23 protein-coding genes and 1 pseudogene are annotated in these 22,297 nt (G+C 57.6%); 3 read left to right on the forward strand and 21 right to left on the reverse strand.

The genetic code is table 11. The features are described from left to right. Positions 1-2: 2 nt before the first annotated feature. The gene (gene merP, locus ACX3YD_RS32240; protein ID WP_000735441.1) at positions 3-278 is read right to left on the reverse strand and encodes a mercury resistance system periplasmic binding protein MerP; all 276 of its coding nucleotides are present in this window, start codon (positions 276-278) and stop codon (positions 3-5) included. 15 nt (positions 279-293) lie between these two features. After that, on the reverse strand, positions 294-644 hold the full coding sequence (gene merT, locus ACX3YD_RS32245) for a mercuric ion transporter MerT (RefSeq protein WP_001294667.1): 351 nt from the start codon (positions 642-644) through the stop codon (positions 294-296). A 71-nt stretch (positions 645-715) separates the two neighbouring features. On the opposite strand from merT, the gene merR reads away from it, so the two are divergent. Further along, complete coding sequence (gene merR / locus ACX3YD_RS32250) at positions 716-1,150, forward strand: Hg(II)-responsive transcriptional regulator (RefSeq protein ID WP_000429838.1); 435 nt, start codon at positions 716-718, stop codon at positions 1,148-1,150. Positions 1,151-1,269: 119 nt separating this feature from the next. On the opposite strand, the pseudogene ACX3YD_RS32255 reads toward merR, so the two are convergent. From ACX3YD_RS32255 to ACX3YD_RS32285, 7 genes and pseudogenes are all read right to left on the reverse strand, one after another. Continuing rightward, positions 1,270-3,393 (reverse strand): annotated as a pseudogene (locus tag ACX3YD_RS32255) (Tn3 family transposase); the annotation flags it as partial. A gap of 443 nt (positions 3,394-3,836) precedes the next feature. After that, complete coding sequence (locus ACX3YD_RS32260; RefSeq protein ID WP_170962160.1) at positions 3,837-4,790, reverse strand: endonuclease; 954 nt, start codon at positions 4,788-4,790, stop codon at positions 3,837-3,839. Positions 4,791-4,894: 104 nt separating this feature from the next. After that, positions 4,895-6,283 (reverse strand): hypothetical protein, encoded by a 1,389-nt coding sequence (locus tag ACX3YD_RS32265; protein WP_458962126.1) that lies wholly within the window; start codon positions 6,281-6,283, stop codon positions 4,895-4,897. Beyond that, positions 6,283-7,401, reverse strand: a complete 1,119-nt coding sequence (locus ACX3YD_RS32270; protein WP_458962127.1) for a toxic anion resistance protein — start codon at positions 7,399-7,401, stop codon at positions 6,283-6,285. The genes ACX3YD_RS32265 and ACX3YD_RS32270 overlap by 1 nt, the downstream gene beginning before the upstream one ends. 10 nt (positions 7,402-7,411) lie before the next feature. Further along, complete coding sequence (locus ACX3YD_RS32275; protein ID WP_011600753.1) at positions 7,412-8,185, reverse strand: tellurite resistance protein; 774 nt, start codon at positions 8,183-8,185, stop codon at positions 7,412-7,414. 76 nt (positions 8,186-8,261) lie between these two features. After that, on the reverse strand, positions 8,262-9,383 hold the full coding sequence (locus tag ACX3YD_RS32280; RefSeq protein WP_458962128.1) for an RNA-guided endonuclease InsQ/TnpB family protein: 1,122 nt from the start codon (positions 9,381-9,383) through the stop codon (positions 8,262-8,264). Between the two features lie 65 nt (positions 9,384-9,448). Further along, positions 9,449-9,802 carry a hypothetical protein gene (locus ACX3YD_RS32285; protein WP_047296962.1) on the reverse strand — a complete coding sequence of 118 codons (354 nt, stop codon included), beginning with the start codon at positions 9,800-9,802 and terminating at the stop codon, positions 9,449-9,451. Between the two features lie 215 nt (positions 9,803-10,017). Between ACX3YD_RS32285 and ACX3YD_RS32290 the strand changes: the two genes are divergently transcribed. Continuing rightward, entirely contained in the window at positions 10,018-10,479 is a 462-nt protein-coding gene (locus ACX3YD_RS32290; protein WP_047296960.1) for a hypothetical protein, read from the forward strand. Positions 10,480-10,741: 262 nt separating this feature from the next. Here ACX3YD_RS32290 and ACX3YD_RS32295 read toward each other — a convergent pair whose 3' ends face one another. The 7 genes from ACX3YD_RS32295 to ACX3YD_RS32325 all read right to left on the reverse strand — a co-directional run bounded on the left by ACX3YD_RS32295 (position 10,742) and on the right by ACX3YD_RS32325 (position 13,841). Next, entirely contained in the window at positions 10,742-11,179 is a 438-nt protein-coding gene (locus ACX3YD_RS32295; protein ID WP_011078034.1) for an RES family NAD+ phosphorylase, read from the reverse strand. Next, entirely contained in the window at positions 11,176-11,625 is a 450-nt protein-coding gene (locus tag ACX3YD_RS32300; RefSeq protein ID WP_011078033.1) for an antitoxin Xre/MbcA/ParS toxin-binding domain-containing protein, read from the reverse strand. The genes ACX3YD_RS32295 and ACX3YD_RS32300 overlap by 4 nt, the downstream gene beginning before the upstream one ends. A 414-nt stretch (positions 11,626-12,039) precedes the next feature. After that, positions 12,040-12,363 (reverse strand): hypothetical protein, encoded by a 324-nt coding sequence (locus tag ACX3YD_RS32305; protein WP_047296954.1) that lies wholly within the window; start codon positions 12,361-12,363, stop codon positions 12,040-12,042. A gap of 32 nt (positions 12,364-12,395) precedes the next feature. Beyond that, positions 12,396-12,650, reverse strand: a complete 255-nt coding sequence (locus ACX3YD_RS32310) for a hypothetical protein (RefSeq protein ID WP_047296953.1) — start codon at positions 12,648-12,650, stop codon at positions 12,396-12,398. Between the two features lie 16 nt (positions 12,651-12,666). Continuing rightward, positions 12,667-12,903 carry a hypothetical protein gene (locus ACX3YD_RS32315; RefSeq protein ID WP_047296951.1) on the reverse strand — a complete coding sequence of 79 codons (237 nt, stop codon included), beginning with the start codon at positions 12,901-12,903 and terminating at the stop codon, positions 12,667-12,669. Positions 12,904-12,914: 11 nt separating this feature from the next. Continuing rightward, a complete protein-coding gene (locus ACX3YD_RS32320) occupies positions 12,915-13,349 on the reverse strand; it encodes a hypothetical protein (protein ID WP_047296950.1) in 435 nt (144 codons plus the stop codon). A 93-nt stretch (positions 13,350-13,442) separates the two neighbouring features. Then, positions 13,443-13,841 (reverse strand): DUF1173 family protein, encoded by a 399-nt coding sequence (locus tag ACX3YD_RS32325; RefSeq protein WP_458962164.1) that lies wholly within the window; start codon positions 13,839-13,841, stop codon positions 13,443-13,445. 207 nt (positions 13,842-14,048) lie between these two features. Here ACX3YD_RS32325 and ACX3YD_RS32330 point away from each other — a divergent pair, with 207 nt between their 5' ends. Then, a complete protein-coding gene (locus ACX3YD_RS32330; protein ID WP_458962129.1) occupies positions 14,049-15,035 on the forward strand; it encodes an alpha/beta fold hydrolase in 987 nt (328 codons plus the stop codon). Between the two features lie 450 nt (positions 15,036-15,485). Here the strand turns inward: ACX3YD_RS32330 and ACX3YD_RS32335 are convergent, their stop codons facing one another. From ACX3YD_RS32335 to ACX3YD_RS32355, 5 genes are all read right to left on the reverse strand, one after another. Further along, a complete protein-coding gene (locus tag ACX3YD_RS32335) occupies positions 15,486-16,607 on the reverse strand; it encodes a glycerol dehydrogenase (RefSeq protein ID WP_458962130.1) in 1,122 nt (373 codons plus the stop codon). 73 nt (positions 16,608-16,680) lie between these two features. After that, positions 16,681-17,463, reverse strand: a complete 783-nt coding sequence (locus ACX3YD_RS32340) for a (S)-acetoin forming diacetyl reductase (protein WP_458962131.1) — start codon at positions 17,461-17,463, stop codon at positions 16,681-16,683. 38 nt (positions 17,464-17,501) lie between these two features. Beyond that, positions 17,502-18,833: a carbohydrate porin gene (locus ACX3YD_RS32345; RefSeq protein ID WP_458962132.1), complete on the reverse strand. Its 1,332-nt coding sequence runs from the start codon at positions 18,831-18,833 to the stop codon at positions 17,502-17,504. A 134-nt stretch (positions 18,834-18,967) separates the two neighbouring features. Beyond that, positions 18,968-20,416: an NADP-dependent succinate-semialdehyde dehydrogenase gene (gene gabD, locus ACX3YD_RS32350; protein ID WP_458962133.1), complete on the reverse strand. Its 1,449-nt coding sequence runs from the start codon at positions 20,414-20,416 to the stop codon at positions 18,968-18,970. Positions 20,417-20,524: 108 nt separating this feature from the next. Then, positions 20,525-22,195, reverse strand: coding sequence for a flavin-containing monooxygenase (locus ACX3YD_RS32355; protein WP_458962134.1), 1,671 nt, complete (start codon positions 22,193-22,195; stop codon positions 20,525-20,527). Between the last annotated feature and the right edge of the window lie 102 nt (positions 22,196-22,297).

Consider the following 22,297-nt stretch of genomic DNA (forward strand, 5'->3'; position numbering starts at 1 on the left):
GATCAGTTCTTGACTGATGATGGGTAGCCCGCATCCTCGGTAGCCTTGGTCAGTTTCTGCACGCTGGTCTTGGCATCATCGAAGGTGACCACCGCTTCGCGCGTCTCGAAGGTCACGTCAACTTTACTGACGCCATCGACCTTGGAAATCGCCTTCTTGACAGTGATCGGACAGGCCGAGCAGGTCATGCCCGGTACGGACAGCGTAACGGTCTGGGTGGCGGCCCACACGGGGGCAACAACGGCAGCGAGGGCAAGGGCGGAAAGCAGCTTTTTCATGGTGAACTCCTGTGATCAATAGAAAAATGGCACGACGTAGGGAAATCCGAGCGCGACCAAAACCAGCACGGCCACGCCCCAGAAAATGAGCTTGTAAGTAGCTCGCACTTGGGGAATCGCGCAAACCTCACCCGGTTTGCAGGCGGCTGACGGCCGGTAGATGCGCCGCCAGGCGAAGAACAACGCCACCAGCGCCACGCCGATAAAGATGGGGCGATAGGGTTCCAACACCGTCAAGTTGCCGATCCAAGCGCCGCTGAACCCCAAGGCGATCAGAACCAGCGGCCCGAGGCAGCAAGCCGAGGCGAGGATGGCGGCCAGCCCGCCAGTGAAGAGCGCGCCGCGCCCGTTTTGAGGTTCAGACATACGTTTGTCCTTTCGAATCTGAATTGGATAGCTTAAGCTTACTTCCGTAGTTATGTACGGAGTCAAGCGATATGGAAAACAATTTGGAGAACCTGACCATTGGCGTTTTCGCCAGGACGGCCGGGGTCAATGTGGAGACCATCCGGTTCTATCAGCGCAAGGGCTTGCTCCCGGAACCGGACAAGCCTTACGGCAGCATTCGCCGCTATGGCGAGACGGATGTAACGCGGGTGCGCTTCGTGAAATCAGCCCAGCGGTTGGGCTTCAGCCTGGATGAGATCGCCGAGCTGCTGCGGCTGGAGGATGGCACCCATTGTGAGGAAGCCAGCAGCCTGGCCGAGCACAAGCTCAAGGACGTGCGCGAGAGGATGGCTGACCTGGCGCGCATGGAGGCCGTGCTGTCTGATTTGGTGTGCGCCTGCCATGCGCGGAAGGGGAACGTTTCCTGCCCGCTGATTGCGTCACTGCAAGGGAAGAAAGAACCGCGCAGTGCGGACGCGGTGTAGCCCGAGGGAACTACGCCTTAGCGTGCTTTATTTTCCGTTTTCTGAGGCGACTCCAACGTCAGAAAAGACCGTGCGGTCGACTTTTGATATTTCGTGCTGTCGCCTTCTGAAAGTGACACCACGGCCCCCATCTTGCGGTAGCGGAAGTGGTAGCCGGCCAGCAGGTTGTCGTCATAGAAATCGAACTGCGTACCGTCCGCGGCCACCGCCTTGCCGTCGCCCCAGAGCTTGGGCAGGTCGAGCTGCAGGTAGAGCTCCACCAGCTCACGGTTGGCCTTGTCCAGCTTCTCCAGCGAGAGATGACGGCGGTTGGTATAGGACAGCATGTGCGGCGTGACATTACCGGCCAGATGGCGCGCGGCCTGGTTGGGACCGAGGTTGCAGCCCATGGCAAAGATCGTCATCAGGTAGCGCTCGGCCGGTTCTTTGAGCTTTGGCTCGTTGCCGGACATCGGCCCGAAATGCCGAGTGAACTGAATCCAATGCTCAATGTTGGCCATGATGTCGAGCACGTGCCTGGCCGGCATGCGCTGCATAAGCGCCGTCTGTAGCGAGATGGCCGAAGGCGGGATGTCTCGTGCGATCACTCGGCGCAGCACCGGTTCGCCGGCCTCGTTGATTGATACGTCCCCCCGGCAAGTGGGGAATTTTTCATCCAGTTGCTGCGCGGTTTCCTCCAGCTGGGTCTTGAGAGAGGCAACAAACTCCTTCGCCGTGCCAGGCAGTCCCACCTTGTCGCAGTAGGCCGGTAGTCGTTGGAGACATTCTTCCCAGGGCAGTAACTGCTTACGGTAGTCGGCGAAAGATTCCGACCCCAGCACGCACATATCACCCGAGCGCAGCTCACTGGCCAGGTAGGAGAACACGCAGACTTCCAGATAGCGCCGGTTGGTCGGTGGCCCTTCACTGGCAGGACGACGCACGACTTTGACCCAGCGCTCCGACGCAAACGACAAGTCGACGTGCTCGTCGATCCATTCGCGGTGTAGATTCTCGCTGTCCTGGATCAGTTGAAGTGCCTGAATCAGCGACCGATCCTGAGTCGTGGGTTCCAGTTGGAGAAGGTGACTGAGACGGAACAACAGCGAGCGATGGGATCTGAAGTGCTTCCAGATCAGCGGCAGGTAGTTATTACCGCCGGTAGCCTGGACTTCGGCGCAAGTCTCGCGCAACCGATCCAGATTGCCATCGGGAGAGAGGTATTCCCGAATCAGGCTGCCAGCCTCCTGGTCATCCGGTTCTTGAACCAGAATCTGCACCACGCCGTCCAGGGTCGCGGCCAACTGCTCCAGCTTCTGGCGTTGCCGCGCCTGGATTTGCTCCAACTCCTCTTTGGCGCGTTTGTGGATCGTCGAAATCCGTCGGATGAACATCTCGGCCAGGTGATCCCGGGTCCGCACGCGCATGCGGTAGATCAAGGCCAGCATCAGCGTGTAACGTTTCGGCAACGAGCAGTCCTTCAGCTCGGCGACGTCTGACGCCGCGGCTTGGGCTGCGAAGTGACGGATCTTAGTGTCGACTATTCCATCAAAAATGGCCGCCAGATCTCCGAAGCTCTCTAGCCAAGCCAGATGATCAATCAGCACCTCCAGGTGTTTGCGAGATGGCTTCTTGGGTGCCTGTTTCAGCGCATTGAAGTCGCTCTGGCGTCGGCCGAAGTCAGTGTCGAGCAGCTCCTTTAGCTTGTGGATCACCTCGATTGGCGTTCTGGTTACTACGAGGTTGAATATTGCCTCTTGGGATTCGGCTTGAATCCTCTCAGCGAGATCATTCAGGGTTGAGTACGCAGGAAGCTCATAATCCTGGCGGATCAGTTCTTCAATCACGGAGTTAATGATGTCGGCACGCTGGTCAAGCACGAACGACATTGCTTTGGCATGCCGCTCGGCGAGTTCGATAGCATCAGAGCCGTAGAATGCAGTCACACCGAGGCGAGCTCGGATCGCGTTCATGTGGCGATATTGCTGAAACCACTTGTATTCCGCGAATTTCACCTTGCTACGCTGACCCAACTCTTCGCGAATGAACGCCACCAGTTGATCAGGTACGTCGGTGATATCAGGGAAATATCGGAGTACCTGAAAGGTCTTCAGGAGAACGGCGAGATTGAGGTGAAAGGGGGCCTTGGACTTGCTTCGTACCCACTTAATCTCATCATCTGAGAAGGAGAAATCCCGCTGCAGCTCAGCTTTTGAATACGCCTTTGACAGAGTGGGGTACGCCGTGCGCTCTAATGAAGCCATAGGACCTCCTTTTCTGAGGAATCAGAAAAGATAGTCCACAATCACGGGCGGTGCGGATGACTTATAAAAGTTAACAATATCAATACCTTGCGCGCGAAGTGAGTGAATTTTCCCTTTATCTCGGCATGACCCCTCTCTGGCAAAGAACCTGGCGAACAAAAGCGGCTCGGTGATTACTCACACCTTGGCCACTACGCCAGCCCATTCTGGTCCGGTACCGGCCCAGCACACTGCAAAAACGAAACAGCATCAGACCGTTGATTGATCATCGAGGCCGGCCGGGAGATCTTCACGATACACCCGGCCAGGCACGCAAAACTCGCTCCCTCACCTCACGCTTCCCGTCAGCACGGGCTGTAACGACCGCACAGCGCCCTGGAGGCTCAGGAAGGGTTAACCTGGCCCTGAAGGCTACAAAACCGCATATCCCCTCCGAACGGCCCTTATCGGCAGTTTCCGGCCCGTTTGAAACCCGCAGCTTCGGCGTCCGCAGCGCTCGCAAACTCTACCCGGTTGCGCGTTCCGACTTTTTCATAGCTCGGACAGCCCACTGGCAGGTGGTAAACATTGCTATTGCGGTTGCCAATCACCGGCGAAAGCGAGCTGGAGGCGTATCCACCAGATACCTGGTGCTGAACTGGTTCGCTCCGAATGGCCTGTGCCATTGTGCCCGCTCCCTTCACTCGCATACCGAGATTCCAGGATCTTTCACCTGTTACGAATGGGTTGCTATGCCCCATTACTCTGGCGATCCGCCGGTCACGCTCCTGTTCCCACGCGCTCACCGGGTATTGACGATCCCAGGCCATCAGCAACTGCTGTTGTGCTCTGGACATCGATAGCCCGTAACGGTCGTGCATGTAGAAGTAGATTCGGGCTACCGCGCCCTTCACCTGGTCGCGAGGCTCTGTCACGCGCTGCTGAAAATCTGTTCTGGTCGGGCAAGCGCCGTATTGCATCGGTGTTGAGGGTAAAACGCCATAGCGAAAATTGCTTCGGTCAGCATTGACCTCGCCAACACTCACCGCAAGGTTGTGCATGTCGGCTTCCATTTTGCGAAATACCGGATCGGTATCGATGCAGTTCTTGCGCCCCCCGTTCTGCCAACACTGCCGCTGGCTGCCGAAGGCGTATGCTGGCAAGACGTGCTCCCATTCGATGCGCTGCGCGCGATTCTCCTGAGCGCGGACTTCGTACCCGCACGAGGCGAAGTCCACACGGCCTCCGGATCGCCCTACCCACTTCCAGTCGCACCCACAGTAAAGATCGCCGGCTTCGCTGGTGTTGCGGTCGTAGTAGACCTTCTGGCGTAGCTCAACCTTGGCCTGCTCGAAGGTCGTAGGTGCGGAGGCAAGAGCGAAGTGAGACGTGGCCATCTGCATGGCCAAAAACATCATGAGGATCGATTTCACGGTCTTTTCCTTAAAACAAGGGTGATTCCAGGCTATTCAGGGGAAAAAAAACCCAAGCAAGGCTTGGGTTTGAGCGCTGCTCGCAGTAGCTACCGCAGCGGGGTAAGAAGCTCGCCAATGCGACGAACCCTGCGAAAGATAATTTGCGCGATCGATTCATGGCCCGTGGCAATGACACCAAACAACCCTGCCAGGAGAAGTGCCCAGAAGCTGTTGCGCTTCCAGTCGCTTGCCTCGGCCAAGGCACTCTGGCGATGCTGTTCGGCTCGATCAGAAAGAGACGGGCTTTCTGGGCCAAGCGCAGTTGCCTCGATGGCGTAGGCAATGCCGGCCGGCACGGAGAAGTCGCCCTTAATTTTTCCCTCTCGCAGATTTTTCGCTGTCAGAACAACCCACTTCGAGGAGCTGCCGCCGGCAACAGATGCTTGGGCTAGCACATACGCCCTGGCCACCTCGTCCAGATCCTCTCTGGAGCTGAGCAGACGCTGAAGCGTCGGTAGGTTCTTAGACTCAACCGCGGAATAAAACTCGCTGGGCTTGCTTGCCGTGCTTGCCGTGCCCGGATCTAGTATCCCCAGAAACGCTCCCATGATGTGCGGCATCATGCCGACCATGACGGCGGGAACGATGTTGAACAAGCGTCCGGTAATAACCGCAAGGCCTACACCCGCAATCATTGCAACCGCGCTGATCATTTTGAGAGCTGTGCTATTGAGGATCGAGTCGACGGCTGATTCGACCCCCATCAACCCGCCAATACCGCCGCCCTCGTGGCCCGATGCTTGGAAGGCCTTGGCGATCGCATCAGGAACCAGGATCTGGTCAATAGCCGTTGTTGGCTCTGCGGCGATACCCAGCGCGTAAAATACGCCCCCGAATACCGCCAAACCCAGGGCGGTACCACCGTAGATGAGCGTGCCTTTGCGTAGCTTCTTCGCCCGCGAGATCAGTTCCTGGAGGGGCGCGTCAAAAGGCGTCGGCGCTTTTGCCGGCAAAGCTGGTTCGGGTTGGGCTCGATGTGTCTTCGGCGCTGTCGACTCTGCTTTCGCTTCGTTTGAGGCTTGTTCGTGCTTGGCGGTGGCATGTACCGGCTGCCCAACCGGCTGCCGTAATAGCTTCAGATCCTGACCGAGCACACGCTGTGTCTTGCCTGCAACGAGACCACGAGATATTTCCTTTCTACGAGCACCGTAATTAGCGAGGAGCTTGTCGAGCTCTGCATCAGGAACGTCCTTCGCGGCGACTTTTCCATCAACAAGCAGCGTGTACAACTGCGGGTCAACCTCTGGAGTCTGCCTGGACAGTTCCAGCTCTTGACCGAGAACGCGCTCGGTCTGGCCAGCCATCAGCCTATTCAAGGTACTGTCCTCCACGACGCCATAGTCATTCAAGAGACTCGATAGCTGCGCTAAGGGAATGTTTTCCTTCGCAACGAGACCGTCGACCCGCAACCGGAAAAGTTGGACTGGTTCGGTCATCAGTGAAGCTCCTTCACTTCATCAGTCCTGCCCAGGCGCTTCTGGAGATCGAGACGCATGCCCTGGATCTCTTTCTCTGCGGCCTTGCGTTGAGCTACGCCCTCACGCTGGATTTTGATTACGTCTTCGACGGTCTGGATCAGCGTGGCCTGGACCTTCTGCAAGGTGTCCACGTCGATTACCAACCGCTGGTTAGCTTTGGCCGTCTCTACGGAGTTGCGGTGCAGCAGCTCGGCGTTGCGTTTGAGGAGATCGTTGGTGGTGTCGTCGATTTTGGTGGCCAGCTGGACGGCGTTCCGCTGCTCGTTCAGCGTCAAAGCCAGCATGAATTGGCGCTTCCAGGCCGGCACAGTGATTTCCCGGATGGTGTGGAACTTGTCCACCAGCATCTGGTTATTCGCTTGAATCATCCGAATCGTCGGGAGGCTCTGCATCGCAGACTGCTGGAGCGCCGTGAGGTCGCCAATACGCTTGTCGAGGTTGGAGATCAGTGCATCCAGATCCGCAACTTGCTGCAAGCGGGCCGGGTCGTTCCCGATGTTCGCCCGAAGCTGAGAAACCTGCATCTGTAGCTCCGCAAGGCGCTGCTTACCGGCGGCAATGTGGATGCCAAGCAGGCGATGCTCCTCGCGTACCGCAACGAACATGGACTCGAGGCCGGTATTCCGAGCAGAAATGCCCGCTTGTGTTTGGTCGACTTCAGCAACGAGCTTTTCAATTTGCTCTCGCGTGGTGTCGAACTGACCCATGACGGACTTGCCGCGCAGGGTTACTTTGTCGATCAGCGGGCCGATGACAGGGATGCGCGAACGGCGATTGGAAAGCGCGCTGACATTGAGCGACTGCGCGACGGCAACCACCTCGCTCAGCTTTGCGCCGGCATCGTCCAGGTCGCTGTTACGAACCTGGTCGAGCAAGCTGTCGGCGTAGGAGGACGTGTGTTCTGCCACTTCCCTGCCGAACTGAGAAACCGAGAGCGGGTTTTCTGCCTGGATCAGTGCCGCTACAGCCTTGATCTGGGGGATGTCCTGTTCCTGGAGACCAAGAGCCTGAAGCCCAGCTGGGGTAAGCTCGGTGTTGGTAGTGGCGAGATCTGTCACGGTAATTTCCGGCTGCATGTTTTGCTCCTCAGTGCTTCACGCCATTCAGGCTTTCAGACAGGCTGGCCATCAGCGCCTGATGCGCCTTGCTGGCAGCCTCGACCATCGCCGGGCTCATGTGTTTGGTGGTGATCAGGGTAAGGGTGTGTTGCCGCCATACTGGAACCAGTACGGTGACTGTCTCTCGGAAGCGATCGAGCATGTCGAGGGCTTGGGCGCGGCTCAGCTTCATCTGGCTAACGCTCAGTTCGTGTGAGGCCAGAAGTGTTGCCAAATTGGCGAGCTTTCGCGCCAGCCGCTCTCGCGGCCGATCAAACTCGATCTCCCCCTCCGCTACCGTCCCGATGAGAGGGTTCTCTTCGAGGAATTCGCGCCCGGCCTGGATGAACACTTTCAGTGCTTCCGCCTCTTCGGCGTGGGCAACGATCATTCTGCTGATGGCACTGACCGTATCGCGTACACCTTGGGCGTGTCCTTCAGCTTCGGCCAGTAGCTGTTCCAGTGTTGACCGGGCGACTTGATAGCGAACCTGCTTTTCCACGGCTCCGCCCAGAACCTTCTCGAACCAGGTCGGCTTCCGGGTAATCTGCTCCGGCGAGGCGTCGGCCATTTTCGAGAGGATTTCTGCGATTTTGGCCGCAAGCGCTGCCGCCGACCCGCTCTCCATGAGATCTGATAGTTGATCGATTTTGGCAGAGCTATCCGCTACGCCCCCGTACTCGCCGAGGCGAGCCGGGAAAGCAAACAACTCAGGGAGTACCTGCTGTTTGAGGTGGTCGATGTTGACCACTGAATGAGTCATGGCGGAAAATTTCTCCTTGGATTTGTTGGAGATCGTACCTGCCGTATTCCTTGGCGGGTTGTTATTTCAGACGCTTTTACCGACTGAAAGCGCAGCTCGAAGACGTTGTATCGCGATCTCGAATTGACATCCTCCCCGGTCTTTCGCCGGGGATTCCCTCTACAGGACGCCCATGCCCGAGCGCGAGAATATTCCTGGCCGCGTTCACGTCGCGGTCGTGAGTGACACCGCACTCACAGATCCATTCCCTTATTCCAAGCCCTGCGATACCTCTCGGCCTGCTGGCGGGCAATGCACCGCAACAGCTACAGGTTTGGGTGGTGTACGCCTCGTTCACGACCCTGAAGACGATGCCTGCGTGCGCGCATTTGTAGGCCAGCATCGTTTTCAGTTGACCCCAGCCGGCATCGAGCACCGACTTGGCCATCCTGGTTCTGACGAGTTTCTGCGGGCTGACATCGCCCACGATGATGGTGTTGCAGCGCTCGACCAGCGAGCGGCTGAATTTGTGTAAGGCATCCTTGCGCCGGTTGGCTATCTTGGCGTGGATTGCCCGCACCCGAGCTTTCTTGCCGGCACGCTGGGCGCTGGCCAGCTTGGGCTCCAGGTCGCGGTAGAAACGGCCATTCTCCAGCCGCTGCCCGTCGCTACAGGTGGCCACGTCCTTCAGGCCCAGGTTGATGCCAACGGCCCCTTGCCCCGTCGATAGCTGGGTTTCCAGCTCGACGACGACATTGAAGTACCAGCGGCCACGAGCGTCTTCGCTGAAGCTGCCGGAGCGGAGGCGGTACTGGGCCAGCCCGTAGCTGTCCCAGACCTTGAAATAGTGCCCGTTGTGGTAGACCTGGCCGTTCTTCCAACTGGCGGCCGCGGTGTTGAACGGCACCCACCCCAGTGACCGCCGCACACCACCAGACTTGCGCCAGTTCAGCCGCGCCTTGCGAAACTGTTTTCGCCGGGTGACGTACTCAGCCGCGACACATTGCAGCGTCTGGCTGTGCAGGCCCAGTTCCTTACCTGCGCCCTTGGTGTACGGATGAAGGTCGAAGGCGGATAGAAACACCCCGCGCTCGCGGATCGAGCGATGGCTCAGTTCGTTCAGGTAGTTCCAGACGAAATTCACCTGCCGGGCCATCTGCCGTAGCAGCGGCGCATGCTTGTCTCGAACGCGAACTTGGAGGGTCTTGATGTGCTTCATGATTTCAGCGTGCCATAGTTCTGGAATAACCCAAGGCCACCAATGCGTCCCACACTACCCATCCCTCACTCGAGGTAAAGCGCAACCAGTACCACGTACAAGCGAACTGCTCCCTGCATGTGCAGAGAGGCAGGCCAATTGACAATTAGATCCAAAAGCCAAAAACACGATTTCGCCAGCCGATCTTCGGGAGGTGTTGATTCCTCCAGGTGCTGCTTGAGTTCGTTGAACTGGATCTTGCTCCGCTGGAAATAACCTGTGTCCCGGCACATTTGAGCCAAGACCTGGAACTCTCTACGCTTCTCAATCAACATCGAGCGCATCTCAGTATCGTCCCGTTCCATCGCGGAAAGCAGGTCCCCCATGATGCTGTAAAACAGTTGCGCCTCGTACCTTGCGGCCTCGTTCATGACTCGCATACCTCTCTCCTTTGGCTTGTTGGGAATCGGTTTACCCGATAAGTAGGGAATTCCAAGCATGCAACAGCGAGTAAGGAATCCGGCGCGATTTCAGGCGTATTTTCCGCCCGAATACGAAGCTTCGACGCAATCACGAACGGTAAAATGGCTTAGGAGCGAGCCCAGGCCGGGCATATCCTCTACGAAACATCAAACACAACTAGAGGCTTACTGACATGTCCAGCGAACACGATAAAGCTCTTCTTAAAACCGCACTCAGTTCGGCGAAAGCGTTACGGAAGTCCCTGGAAGCTCTTGTTACCGATGGGTCTCCATACCTCGGTGAACTGGTCCTACTACAGGTAGATAGTGCGGATTTGATACTTCAGCGCCTTACTCGGTGGGAACGATTATGCGCCTCACACCTCGACCCTAAAGACAGCGATAGCCCATCCCCGCCGGTGGCTGCTGGAAAAAAATGGAGCGTGGACGAGGAGGCTGAGATGTTGCGTCTTTGGCAAACGTACTTGATGTCAGCCGACTCAATTGCTGCTGAACTGGAAAGAACCGAAGGAGCAATCATTGCGCGGCTTGTCCATTTGGATATCTACCCTGACCGTGAATCTGCTCGTGAGGAAGATGAACGCAGACGTTCAGCAATAGCCCTTTCTCGGCCAATCCATAGTTACATGCAGTAATCCCCCGCCGCTTGAGCACCCGCAAGCAACTAACTGCGACCTGCGAGTTTTGCGGGCAGATGAGTTTTGGTTTTGCGGCAGCGGACTGTGGGTGTGTCCTGAGCCAGCTCTTCCTGGAAGGGAAGAAGCCTGCATACCCCGGACGAGGCAGGCCGCGGGCCTCGAAATCAAGGGCTGCATCGTCAAAACGGTGACTTTCTCATCGCGGCAAGACAGCAAAAAGCCCTAGCCCTGCTGGGCTTTTTGCTGTTCAGGGCGCTTGCTAGAACAACCTCGAATCAGGGGTGAAAAGCTCAACCTGAATAGTCGCGCTCTGTGCTTCTGGGTGCCGAGGGTTGAACAGGTAGTTCACCGTGCTCGGTATGATAGCGCTGGGCACTGGCAGTAGCAGTGCGTTGCACTCATCAAGGAACTGGTTACCAATGCCTCTGGTGAGCTCGGTCTCTGCCGACCAACCAGCCGGCAGAGTGGGCATCTGGGCTTGCGATACAGAGTCAGGCACTTCGATACGGAGAAGCTGCATCGTCGCCGGAAAATCCTCCGGATCAATTTCCAGATGAACAAGCACCTCGAGCATCGCTCCCGGCGGGCTGGTCGCGGTGTAGACGACCGGTCTGCCGGCCTGGTGCCAGCGGCCGCTCACGCGCAAGCCACCTGTCCCGCTCAAGTCAGCATATGAGCTGATCCGCCACAGAATCACAGAGCGAAGCCTTCGGCGATTTGCAGCAGCATCTCTTCAACCTGGCTTGTGCCTTGCTGAGTTGTGAGCAGTTGCATGGGCGTCAACCCAGAGAATCGTTCCTTAGGCTTGGAGAGCCATCGCTTGGCCTTGTCGGCGTCCCCAAAGATAGCCTCAGCCATCGCCGTGATGTGCGCCGATCGGAAGAGCCGATCGCTTTCCTCGACAGTGAGGGGCTGATCGCGCTCGATCCGGTTTTTCAGGGTGCGCAGCGGGATAATCTGGTCTCGCTCCAGCGGGGTAACCACCCCCTCTTCAGTGAGCCTCATTAACCGCGCTGCGGAAAAGCCATGGCTGATTCTGGTGTGAATCTCGAAGTCGCTGGCAGACTCTGGGATCTCCAGCAGTATTTGTAAGCGCGCACGGTAAGCTGAATACCCGTGGTCGCGTAGGACTTCAGCAAGCATGATGGTTCTCCTATCCGGCGTTTCCCGGTTAGTATGCGGGAAACGCCGGAGGATGCAAGCTTACCGTTTGGGTGGCCCGGCTGCGGTCGCCTGCCGGTGGAGATGTGGCGGTCACTTTCAACCCATCCAGGATGATGATCGAGGAGCGCCTTTGGTGGGTCGGTCTACTGGCTGCGTTGGCCAAACATGTCTGCTTGTTGGTTCGCTGGATCTGTTTTCGGCGTGTTCAGCGGGTGGCCTAGCTGCCGGCGCACCTCGGCGAGCCACGCCTTGTAGGGAGTGTTTTTTCGTTCTCCCCACGGGTATGCCTCGGCCAGCGCCTTTCGGAGGGCCTGCTGGTCGCTTCGCCCTACGCGGCGAATTACCTCCCCAACAATTGGTGCTGCGCGATCTGCCCAGGACATGCTGATCCCCTTAACTTGTTCTCAACACGGCAGCATAGGCGCGCAGCACCTCACCGCGAAGCGCGCGATCCAGCTTCACAAGCCCCAAGGCAACACCGTAGAAGCCGCCCTCGGGCGCAGGCTCAATCTCGACACCAGGGAAGTTGGACACGAAGGCCATAAAGCCCACCTCGAACTCATCAGCGCCTTTGGCGGCACGGAGCAGGGTAAGGTCGTCGGTTGCGGCTACTTGCTCAAGAGCGCTGGCCAAGTAGTTTCGCCACATGCGGCTGTCATCACCGCCAGGCATCAGGGCTGCAATCTGTGCCGCGATACTCAATTTCTGCTCAGTCATTTCGGTTTCCCTAGCTTCGGGTGGTGTTCAGCTCAGTTGTCCAGCAGCCGGCGACAATCTTCGGTCATGACTCGAACCTGCTCGCGTAAGTCCATCATTTCATGTTCGCGGATTACCCTCGGGTGCAACTCGCGCAGGCGGTCATTGATACGATCTGCCGTGTGTAATAAAGCTGGCAGGTCGATAGCCTCGATCAGTGTCGAGATATCGCGATGCAGCTCGGCCAAGGCGGCTACCCGAGCCTGTAAGTGGGTCACCATCGCGGAGTCTAGTTTGATCAAGGGCATGGTCCATTTTCCTAGGTCAGATTTCGGTACTACCGATCCACTGGCCACCCAAGTAGCCATCGGCGCCGTCAGGAGTAACCGCTTCATGCTCTACAGCAGTGGCTACCAGCTGCGCATGCGTCCACCCGGACTCAGGCGCTGGCACCGTGACAAGCACGTCGCCGGCGAGCGAGCGGATTTCAAACGCTGAGTGCATTACCACACTCAAGATATCCGGCTCACCAGCTTCTTGTTCGGTCACAAGGTGCAACATGGCGGGTTTCCTCAAACACCTTCTATCTTGGAGTCCAGTTGAGCTTTTGCAGCCGCCGCGATGCGGTCTACGCCTTCTTGCCCAAGGATTTCCAAGGCAGTCGGCATCAGAGCAAAGGGATCATTACTTACGCCTGTGGCCATCAGGTGCTCACTGAGTTTATTGGCCTGAGCAATGTGCTCTACGAAGTAATCGACACAGCCATGGACACCATTGTTTTCAGCGACTTTGCAGATCGTTTCGGCATGATCGCCGTTGAGCACAAAGAATACGCGCTCGCGCAGGACGATAGCTGTCGTATCACTGCCATAGTCGCCGCTACGCGGGTTGTAACTGACGTGAACGTCAGAGCCAAAGCTTCGCGTTACGTTGGGGGAAGGCGAATGCGTAACTGGGCAGAAGCTGCTCTTCATCCCTGTGGACTTCTTCGAGAGTACGGATTGCATGACGTTTTCCTTGAGAGGCAGTCTCGGGTTTGAGGCTTTCAGCATCGCACGAGATTTAGAGAACCCAAGAACGCATGCTTTCGATGAAGGCGCTCAGGACTTGGCCGGGAAAGGAGGGATATTTCTTCCTTTCGGATCAGCCGCAGCATTCCACGACCACCACCCTGCCCCGCCGTACTCCCGATTGTACCAAGCCGTTTTGACGGCCTTCCGTTCCAGGTAGGCAGGTGTGCTCATGCCGAACACTTCCAGGGGGTAGTCCTTACCCGTGTCCAAAAGCCAGAAGTCAGGGAAAACCTCACTTTCATCAGCGTCGTAGCGAAGAGGTTTATCGAAGCTGCGGCCAGCGGCGTGGAGCATGGCCTCAATCACCCCTTCGTAATCTGAGTCGACAGGAATCCAACGCTCACTGACCTGCATCAGGGCCAGCTCAACGACATCTGCTTGCGAAAACGACTCGCCCTTCCTCGGCGTAACCTGAGCGATGGCGATAACTCGACTTCCGCGCTTCCAGGCGGAAAGTTAAAGCACGCCACGCTTGAAACCGCCAAAACTGGTTCAGGTAGCTATCCACTACCCGCTCGCCCCTCTCGCTCGTCTACAACTAAGTCCAGCGTCATTTTTTGGATCAGCTCTGCCTATCGTGACTGACCGCTCCTGGCCGATTCTGTTGAAAAAGTCCCTTTGACGATCAAGACCTTGCTGCTGGCCGCCTCACTGAGCGCCGTCAGCCCCTTCACGTTCGCCGCCTCTGCGCTCTCTGTGATCGGCCACGACTATGTGTTCCCTCATCAGCTCGAAGGGCTGCCGGGTAAACTCAGCGAGTTTCCCGAGCTGCAGATCAACTCATTCAAGACCAATGACGGCGTCACCCTTAAGTATTGGGAAGCAGGTAAAGGCCAGCCGATCGTGTTCATTCCAGGTTGGTCCGCCAATGGCGCGGAGTACGTCAACGTGATGTACCTACTGGCGAAGCACTACCGGGTGATCGTGCTCGACCCACGCAACCAAGGCCTGTCGGATAAGGTTGAGTACGGCGCTCGCATTGCCCGCTACGCCATGGATTTGAAACAGCTGAACGAGCACCTGGGCATCACGTCCGCCAACTACTGTGGCTGGTCCATGGGCGCATCCGTGCTGTGGAGCTACATCGATCTGTTTGGCAGCGAAGGCATACGCAAAGCGGTATTTGTCGATGAGCCTATTTCGATTGTCGCCCACGCCGATTGGTCCGAGCAGGAGCGGCGAGACGCTGGCGCTATGGTGCCCTCCCCAGACGTTTTGATTGCAGCGCTCAAAGCACCTGTTTCGCAACACCCGGACCCACAAACCACCAACTTTGCGGAACGCGCGATGTTGCGAGACTCGCCGTACTTTGCCAACTCCGAGGGTTTTGCCGCAGCCGTGATAAAAAACGATCCGACCGCGGTGGTACGTGTGCTCTACGACCATGCGTCCAACGACTGGCGCGACGTGCTGCGACACAAGATCACCATGCCGGTGGCCATCTTCTCAGGGGAGTACAGCGCCAACCTGCCCAGCCAACGTTGGGCACATTCGGTTATTCCAGGCTCGGCGCTTTACGTCTACAGCAAGGCTGAGCATGGCGACCACTTTCTGATGTTTAAAAACCCGTACAAATTCACCAGCGACTTACGCGGATTTATCGAGCAGAACACACCGTGAGTCGAGCCTTACTGGCTGCAGTGCTGGCGCAAAGCCGACGAGTCTGACAGGCAGTTATCGGCCGAGCCCGTCGAAAAAGGGGACAGATTTATTTTCATTACTTTAAACGACCGCTTCTGGCCGTCCTGTTGTGAGCGATTGCAATCGGCAAAAGGCGACCAATTCCATCCACGATACCGATTAACGGTTTTAACCATATCCAGCCCGAATAGCGGCCGGCGAGCAACGGCATCTAACCGGTGATGTCGCCCGCGGAGAATCCCCCCTACCCCTCCCCCTATGCAATTGCTTTTCGGTCTTTTGAAAACAAGCGCTCCTACAAATTTGAGCAGAAAAAAAACCGGCCACCTTGATCTCCAAAATGACCGGCAAAAAACACTACACCTAGTGTTCAGGCTGAAGAAGACGGGCTGTGTACCCCGTGCAGTTGCCGCTCAAACGGCTGACCGCCTACAGGCCTTTCTTCTGTTTAAACGAATGCATCATGGCGTCGGTGGCCACAATCGCGTCGTAAACCAACTCGGGCGTTACGGTAAACGGCATGTTGTGCATGGTGTCGTTTACATCGCAGGCGGCTTGGGCAACTTGTCGCCATTCACTTTCCTTGAAGTGCTTAAGCCCCAGGTCGCTCAGGGTCAGGGGCAAGCCGACGGCAATGGCGATATCGACCACCTCCTCTATCTCTTCCATCGGCGCGGCCTCCATCACCAACTGGGTGAACAAGCCAAACACTACTTTTTCGCCGTGCTGGGCGCCATGCAGGTCGTGCACAAAGGTCATGCCGTTATGAATCGCGTGCGCCGCTGCACAGCCACCGGACTCCGCACCGACGGCGGACATGTAGATGGTGGCCTCAATGGTGTTCTCCAGCGCCGCCGTAATGGACTTACTGCGCACCGCAAACGCGGCCTGCGCCGAGTACTTTTTGATGGTTTCGTAGCAGGTTTTGGCAATGGCGAAACCAATCAAGGTTGGCTTCAGCATCTTGCCGTCGTTGCCCAGAATCAGGTTGTCGCGCTGGGCAGCGTAACAGGCGCGGGCTTCGAAATAGGTGGCCAAACCATCACCCACGCCTGCTGCGAAAAACCGTGGCGGCTGCTCTGCCATGATCCGTGTATCGGCCAACACCACATCCGGGTTCTTGGCTAAAAACAGGTAGCGGTTGAATGTATCGTCGTCGTTGTAAATCACTGAAATAGCCGTGCACGGCGCATCGGTAGACGCCAACGTCGGCAGAATCAGTACCGGTTTACCCAGGAAGTGCGCAGCGGCCTTGGCGGTGTCCAGGGTTTTGCCGCCACCAATACCAACGACATAGTCATAACTGCGGGCAGCTTCAACGTGCTTGTTGATTTCGCTGTCCGAACATTGCCCGCCAAATACGGCCACCTCAGCGGCCTGCTCGTTGTTGAAACCCGGCATGGCTTTTTCACGCACCCGGCCAACAATGAACTGATCACAAATCAAATAGGCTTTCGCGCCGTACGCTTTGCCATGCACAGACAGGTCAACCAGGGCATCGGCCTGAACCAGGAACTTGGCTGGCGATGCAATACCTTTTGTAATGGACATGTCACACCCTCATGTTGGTCCCGGCATCCGTTAACGCGATGGGTTCGGCGATGCCTGGAGCGCTTTACTGGAGTTAGTTGAACACCATGCCGCCATCAATAATGACGGCCTGCCCAGTCATGTAGTCCGAGTCCGGTCCGGACAGGAACGACACACAGGCGGCCACGTCTTTGGGCTGGGAAAGACGCTTCAAGGTGATGTGCTGAGCAAACTGCTCCATGCCCCACTCCACGCTTTGGTTGGCGTTGTCGGCCACGTCCTGAGCGACCTTGCGCATCATTGGCGTATCCACAATGCCCGGGCAGTAGGCGTTCACGGTGATGCCCAGGGGCGCCAGCTCGCGAGCCGCCGTTTGGGTGATACCGCGCACGGCGAACTTGGTGCCGCCGTAAACGGCTAGATCCGGGTTGCCGATATGCCCGGCTTGTGACGAGGCGCTGATGATTTTGCCGCCGTGGCCCAGTGCCTTGAACGCTTTCACCGCTGCCTGAATGCCCCACAGAACGCCGCCGACGTTGATGTCGAAGCATTTGCGGTAGATATCCGGCGTGATGGTTTCAATCGGTGAAATGGGCGCGATGCCGGCGTTGTTGATGACCACATGCAGGTCGCCCAGGCCGTCGACGGTTTCCTGCACGGCGCGAAACACGTCATCGCGGTCAGCCACATCCACTTTGACGGCCAACGCACGCCCGCCTTCTTTTTTGATTTTTTCGGCCACCAGGTTGGCGGTTTCGATGTTCATGTCTGCGCAGCCAACCGCAAAGCCGTCAGCTGCCAGGCGCAGTGCAATGGCTTCGCCGATGCCTTGGCCGGCGCCGGTGACGAACGCTACTTTTCCTTGGGATTTGCTCATGTTCGTTATCCTTTTTTGTGTTTGTTGGGACTGAAGGTTTAGAAACTGGCCTGGAGTTTCACGCCAGCCACCACGGCGTTATCCACTTCGTAAACGCCGCCCGGGCTGCGGACGTATTGCACGTTGGGGCGCACGGTCAGCCAATCGGTAACGTGCACGCCGTAGTTGAGTTCGATGTTGTATTCGCTGTGCTGCACGGGGACGTACGACGGGTTGTCGTAGTCGGTGATGGCGTTGGCGGTGTTGATTTGGCGCTGACGTTTGGTGACGTCGTCATTGATGTGGATACGCGCAATACCCAAGCCAAAATCATCTTTGGGGCGGGCATCGAACAGGCCCATGTACACCATGCCAAGGTTCTGAAAGCTGTCGATGCTGCTGGTTTCTTTGTCGTGGAACGTGGCGCTGGCGAACACGCTAAGGCCGCGCGCTGCATCACCGTTACGGGTGGTCAGTTGTTGACGGCCCATCACCCACCAACCACTTTTGCTGCTTTGGCTTTTGGCGGCCTGGCCGGTGATGCCCTGGGGGTTGCCGTTGACGTCGTCGTACACGTCGTTGGCGCTGGCACTGCTGTGGTAGTAGCCGACGCGGTATTCGCCCGGCAACGCTTGCGCGCCCACGGTGGGTTTGTAGATCACCTCGACCGGTACCAGAGCACCTTTGGTGCCGCTGCCGCTCAATTTGAAGCCGTTGTCTGGATCCAGGTTCGAAGGATTCTGTTCGAAAACGCCGATTTGCACGGCCCACTGCTCGTTCAAGTTGTACTTGGCGCGCAGCGCCCATTGGCTGACAGGACCGCTGTACCAGACGTCGCCAGCGACGTTACCGATAGGCGCGGCGCAGAACGACAGGCTCTGGAAATCGCACGGGAAGCTGTTGAAGTCTTCGTTGACGCCCATGCGCCCAATCTTCAGATCCAGGGATTTATCGAGGAACTGCTGGCGGTACCACATTTGCGTCAGACGCCAGCTTTTGCCGCGCCCCCACACTTCCTGCACCGAGCTCAATTGGCCGGTGCGCGGGTCGCTAATGCGGTCGTTGGACAGGTTGTCGCCGTTACGATCAGTGAGCAGCACCTGGAATTCGGCGTCGTTCCAGCCGAGTAGTTTTTGCAGGTCCAGGTGCGTGCCCAATGCCCACTGCGAGACGTAGCGCGCCGTGCGGTCATCGTTGTAGCCACCGTGGAGATTGGTTGCGCCTTCACCGACATAGCCGATGGTGAAGTCCACACCTTGTTCGAGGAGTTCGCTACGGGTACCGCCCCAATCGCCCAAGCCCCAGGTAGCGGCTTTGTCGGCGGCGGTGACAGGTAGAGAAACGCAGGCGAACAGGCTGAGCCCGATGGGCAGTTGCCAGAGGTCTTTCATGTCGAGTATTCCTTGTTTTTATGTTTTTACGACACAGCGATTTCCACACCGCAGGGCACGCCCTGCGGTTGGAGAAGGAACAGCGGTAGAGCGCTGTCAGGGGTAGCGATGCCCTGACAGTGAGGCTGGCTCCATCAAACCCCGGCCAGGCACAGATACTTGATTTCGAGGTAATCCTCGATGCCGTACTTGGAACCTTCTCGGCCCACGCCGGAGGCCTTGATGCCGCCAAATGGCGCGGCTTCGGAACTGATGATTCCGGTGTTAACTCCGACGATGCCGTACTCCAGCGCTTCGCCAACACGGAACACACGGCCTATGTCTTTGGCGTAGAAATACGCAGCCAGGCCGAACTCGGTGTCGTTGGCTTTGCGGATGACTTCGTCGTCGCTAAAGAAGCGGAACACCGGGGCCAGCGGGCCGAAGGTTTCCTCTTTGGAGACCCGGGCGTTGTCCGGTACGTTGACCAGAATGGTCGGTTGAAAGAAGTTGCCGCCCAGTTGATGAGCAGAACCACCCTGCAAAACCTTGGCGCCTTTTTCCAGGGCGTCGTCGATATGCTGGCGAACCTTGGCCACCGCTTTTTCATCGATCAGCGGGCCAAGGGTGGTGCCGGCCTCGAAGCCGTCACCTGTTTTCAGTGCGCCCACGGCAGCGGCGAGCTTGTCGACGAAGGCGTCGTACACTTTGTCGTGCACGTACAGGCGGTTGGCGCACACGCAGGTCTGCCCAGCGTTACGGAATTTAGAAGCCAGGGCACCGTCTACGGCGGCATCCAGATCGGCATCTTCAAACACAATAAACGGCGCGTTGCCACCCAGTTCCAGCGAGACTTTTTTGATGTCGTGGGCGCACTTTTCCATGATGCCGCGGCCGATCTCAGTGGAGCCGGTGAAGGAAATTTTGCGCACCACAGGGTTGCTGGTCAGCTCTTCGGCGATCTCCGCCGCCGCGCCAGGCACTACCGACAACACGCCTTTTGGAATGCCGGCTTGCTCAGCCAATACCATCAGCGCCAAGGCGGAAAACGGTGTTTGCGAAGCAGGTTTGATCACCATGGTACAGCCAGCGGCCAATGCCGGTCCGGCCTTGCGGGTGATCATGGCGCTGGGGAAGTTCCACGGCGTGATGGCGGCGCACACACCGATGGGTTGTTTGAGGACCAGCAGGCGCTTGTCAGCCGAGCCTGGAATCACGTCACCGTAGATGCGCTTGCCCTCTTCCGCGTACCACTCGATATAGGAGGCGGCAAACACGATCTCGCCACGCGCTTCGGCCAATGGTTTGCCTTGTTCGAGGGTCATGATCTGCGCCAGGTCGTCCTGGTGTTCGATCATCAGGTCAAACCAGCGACGCAGTTTGCTCGCGCGCTCTTTGGCCGACAGGGCTTTCCAAGCCGGCAAAGCTCGCTCGGCCGCCTCGATGGCGCGGCGGGTTTCTGCGCCGCCCATACGCGGAACATGGCCGATAACCGCATTGCTAGACGGATTGGTTACAGTGATCGTGGCGCCGCTGTCAGCAGCCAGCCACTGACCTTCGATGTAGGCCTGTTCACGGAATAATTTGGGGTTGTTCAGGTTCACTGCAGGTTCTCCATGGGTTGCCCAGGGCCTTGCGGCCGCTGGGCGAACACAGCTGTCCAGAGGTGCACCAGGACAGGTGCGGTTTATCTCACTCAGTCTCGGGGCTACTTAGTGCAGAGCTTTTTGTGCGTACTTACCCGACAGCGCAAGGCCTTTGAACTTGAAGCCGCGGTAATCCTCATTCTTCACTTCAGTGAGGATGTCGCTGAACGGGCCGAGGCCACCCATGTAGAAGTAAACCGAGTTGGTTTTGCCGGGAATGTTGGCACCGAAGATCCACGAATCGGTTTTGGCAAACAGGGTTTGGTCGGCGATATCACGGCAGGTAACGCCCCATTCATGCTCGCTTTGCGGATCGGCTTCCATGCACTCCAATTCGTTTTCTTCCATAAAGCCGATCATTTCGGACACCCACTCCACCTCGGTCTCAATGGTCGGCGGCAGGTTAGTGAACGGACCGTTCGGGCCAAGAATCATGAACATGTTCGGGAAGTTGGAGGTGGCCACCGACAGGTAGCTGGACGGACCGTCGCGCCAGTGGTCAGCGATACTCACGTCGTTGCGGCCGCGAATATCGATGCGCTTGTAGTTGCCGTCTACCGCGTCGAACCCGGTGGCGAATACCAACACGTCCAACTCGTGCTCAACGCCGTCGGCGGTACGAATACCCTTCTCGGTGATTTCCTCGATGGGATTGGCTTTCACGTCCACCAGAGCCACGTTCGGGCGGTTGAAAGTGGCGTAATAGCCGCTGTCGCACAGTGGGCGCTTGGCGTACAGGTCACGCGGCATTAGCTTGCGCGCTGTTTCCGGGTCTTTGACGATTTCAGCGATCTTGCCGCGTACAAAGTCTTGAGCCGCCAGATTGGCTTGCTCGTCGGTGGCGATGTCGTTGAAGGTTTGGAACATAAAGCGGAAGCCACCGCCGGTATCCCAGGCGTGTTGGAAAATCTGCTTACGTTGTTCTGGCGACACACTCATAGTCGGGATGTTGCTTTCTTCAAAGCCAAAGGCCAGGCGCGAAGAGCGAACTTCCTTCCAGATCTCGTCGTAGTTCTTTTTGATTTGCTCAACGTACTCGCGGCCAACCGGGCCATTACCCACCGGCACGGTGTACTGCGCGGAACGTTGGAACACGGTCAGATGGCCAACGATTGGCGCGATGGCGGTAATCACCTGGCAACCGGTGGAGCCGGTGCCGATCACGCCCACACGCTTGCCTTCCAGCGACGCATCGGCCGGCCAGTGGGCGGTGTGGTATTGCTTACCCTTGAACTGCTCCAGACCTTTGATCTTCGGCACGTTGGTGGCTGACAGCAGGCCCAGCGCAGTGACCAGATACTTGGCGCTGTAGCGATGGCCGTTGTCGGTGGTCACTTCCCAACGGCTGGTTTCTTCGTCGAAGACTGCCGAGGTAATCGCCGTTTCCAGCTGGATGTCTTTGCGCAGGTCATGGCGATCCACGGCGTGGTTTAGGTAGGAGAGGATTTGCGGTTGGTCGACATAGCGCGTCTTGATATCCCATTCCTGGCACAGCTCGCGGTCCCAGGAGAAGCAGTACACAAAGGTCTCACTGTCGGACAGCGCACCCGGATAGCGATTCCAAAACCAGGTGCCGCCCACGCCGCCGGCCTTGTCAAAAGCGCGGACATTAAGGCCCAGTTCATCGCGCAGTTTCTTCAGCATGTAGATACCGCCGAAACCGGCACCAATGATGATCGCGTCGTAGTTGATGACGTTGGTGCCTACCGAACGCTTGGCCAGAACTGTAGTTGTCATTGTGTTCTCCTAATTGATCCTTGCGCCTGCCATACCTTGGCGAACCCTCACCAAGCCAGTCTGCAGGCAAGCCGATGCCGTCTCCCTGAATTTGTTTTCAGG

It is taken from the genome of Pseudomonas fluorescens group sp. PF-1 (assembly GCF_054481335.1).

Coding starts and splice junctions, on each gene's coding strand:
- merP (WP_000735441.1), bottom strand. CDS start 278: ATGAAAAAGCTGCTTTCCGCCCTTGCCCTCGCTGCCGTTGTTGCCCCC.
- merT (WP_001294667.1), bottom strand. CDS start 644: ATGTCTGAACCTCAAAACGGGCGCGGCGCGCTCTTCACTGGCGGGCTG.
- merR (WP_000429838.1), top strand. CDS start 716: ATGGAAAACAATTTGGAGAACCTGACCATTGGCGTTTTCGCCAGGACG.
- ACX3YD_RS32260 (WP_170962160.1), bottom strand. CDS start 4,790: ATGATGTTTTTGGCCATGCAGATGGCCACGTCTCACTTCGCTCTTGCC.
- ACX3YD_RS32265 (WP_458962126.1), bottom strand. CDS start 6,283: ATGACCGAACCAGTCCAACTTTTCCGGTTGCGGGTCGACGGTCTCGTT.
- ACX3YD_RS32270 (WP_458962127.1), bottom strand. CDS start 7,401: ATGCAGCCGGAAATTACCGTGACAGATCTCGCCACTACCAACACCGAG.
- ACX3YD_RS32275 (WP_011600753.1), bottom strand. CDS start 8,185: ATGACTCATTCAGTGGTCAACATCGACCACCTCAAACAGCAGGTACTC.
- ACX3YD_RS32280 (WP_458962128.1), bottom strand. CDS start 9,383: ATGAAGCACATCAAGACCCTCCAAGTTCGCGTTCGAGACAAGCATGCG.
- ACX3YD_RS32285 (WP_047296962.1), bottom strand. CDS start 9,802: ATGCGAGTCATGAACGAGGCCGCAAGGTACGAGGCGCAACTGTTTTAC.
- ACX3YD_RS32290 (WP_047296960.1), top strand. CDS start 10,018: ATGTCCAGCGAACACGATAAAGCTCTTCTTAAAACCGCACTCAGTTCG.
- ACX3YD_RS32300 (WP_011078033.1), bottom strand. CDS start 11,625: ATGCTTGCTGAAGTCCTACGCGACCACGGGTATTCAGCTTACCGTGCG.
- ACX3YD_RS32305 (WP_047296954.1), bottom strand. CDS start 12,363: ATGACTGAGCAGAAATTGAGTATCGCGGCACAGATTGCAGCCCTGATG.
- ACX3YD_RS32310 (WP_047296953.1), bottom strand. CDS start 12,650: ATGCCCTTGATCAAACTAGACTCCGCGATGGTGACCCACTTACAGGCT.
- ACX3YD_RS32315 (WP_047296951.1), bottom strand. CDS start 12,903: ATGTTGCACCTTGTGACCGAACAAGAAGCTGGTGAGCCGGATATCTTG.
- ACX3YD_RS32320 (WP_047296950.1), bottom strand. CDS start 13,349: ATGCAATCCGTACTCTCGAAGAAGTCCACAGGGATGAAGAGCAGCTTC.
- ACX3YD_RS32335 (WP_458962130.1), bottom strand. CDS start 16,607: ATGTCCATTACAAAAGGTATTGCATCGCCAGCCAAGTTCCTGGTTCAG.
- ACX3YD_RS32340 (WP_458962131.1), bottom strand. CDS start 17,463: ATGAGCAAATCCCAAGGAAAAGTAGCGTTCGTCACCGGCGCCGGCCAA.
- ACX3YD_RS32345 (WP_458962132.1), bottom strand. CDS start 18,833: ATGAAAGACCTCTGGCAACTGCCCATCGGGCTCAGCCTGTTCGCCTGC.
- ACX3YD_RS32355 (WP_458962134.1), bottom strand. CDS start 22,195: ATGACAACTACAGTTCTGGCCAAGCGTTCGGTAGGCACCAACGTCATC.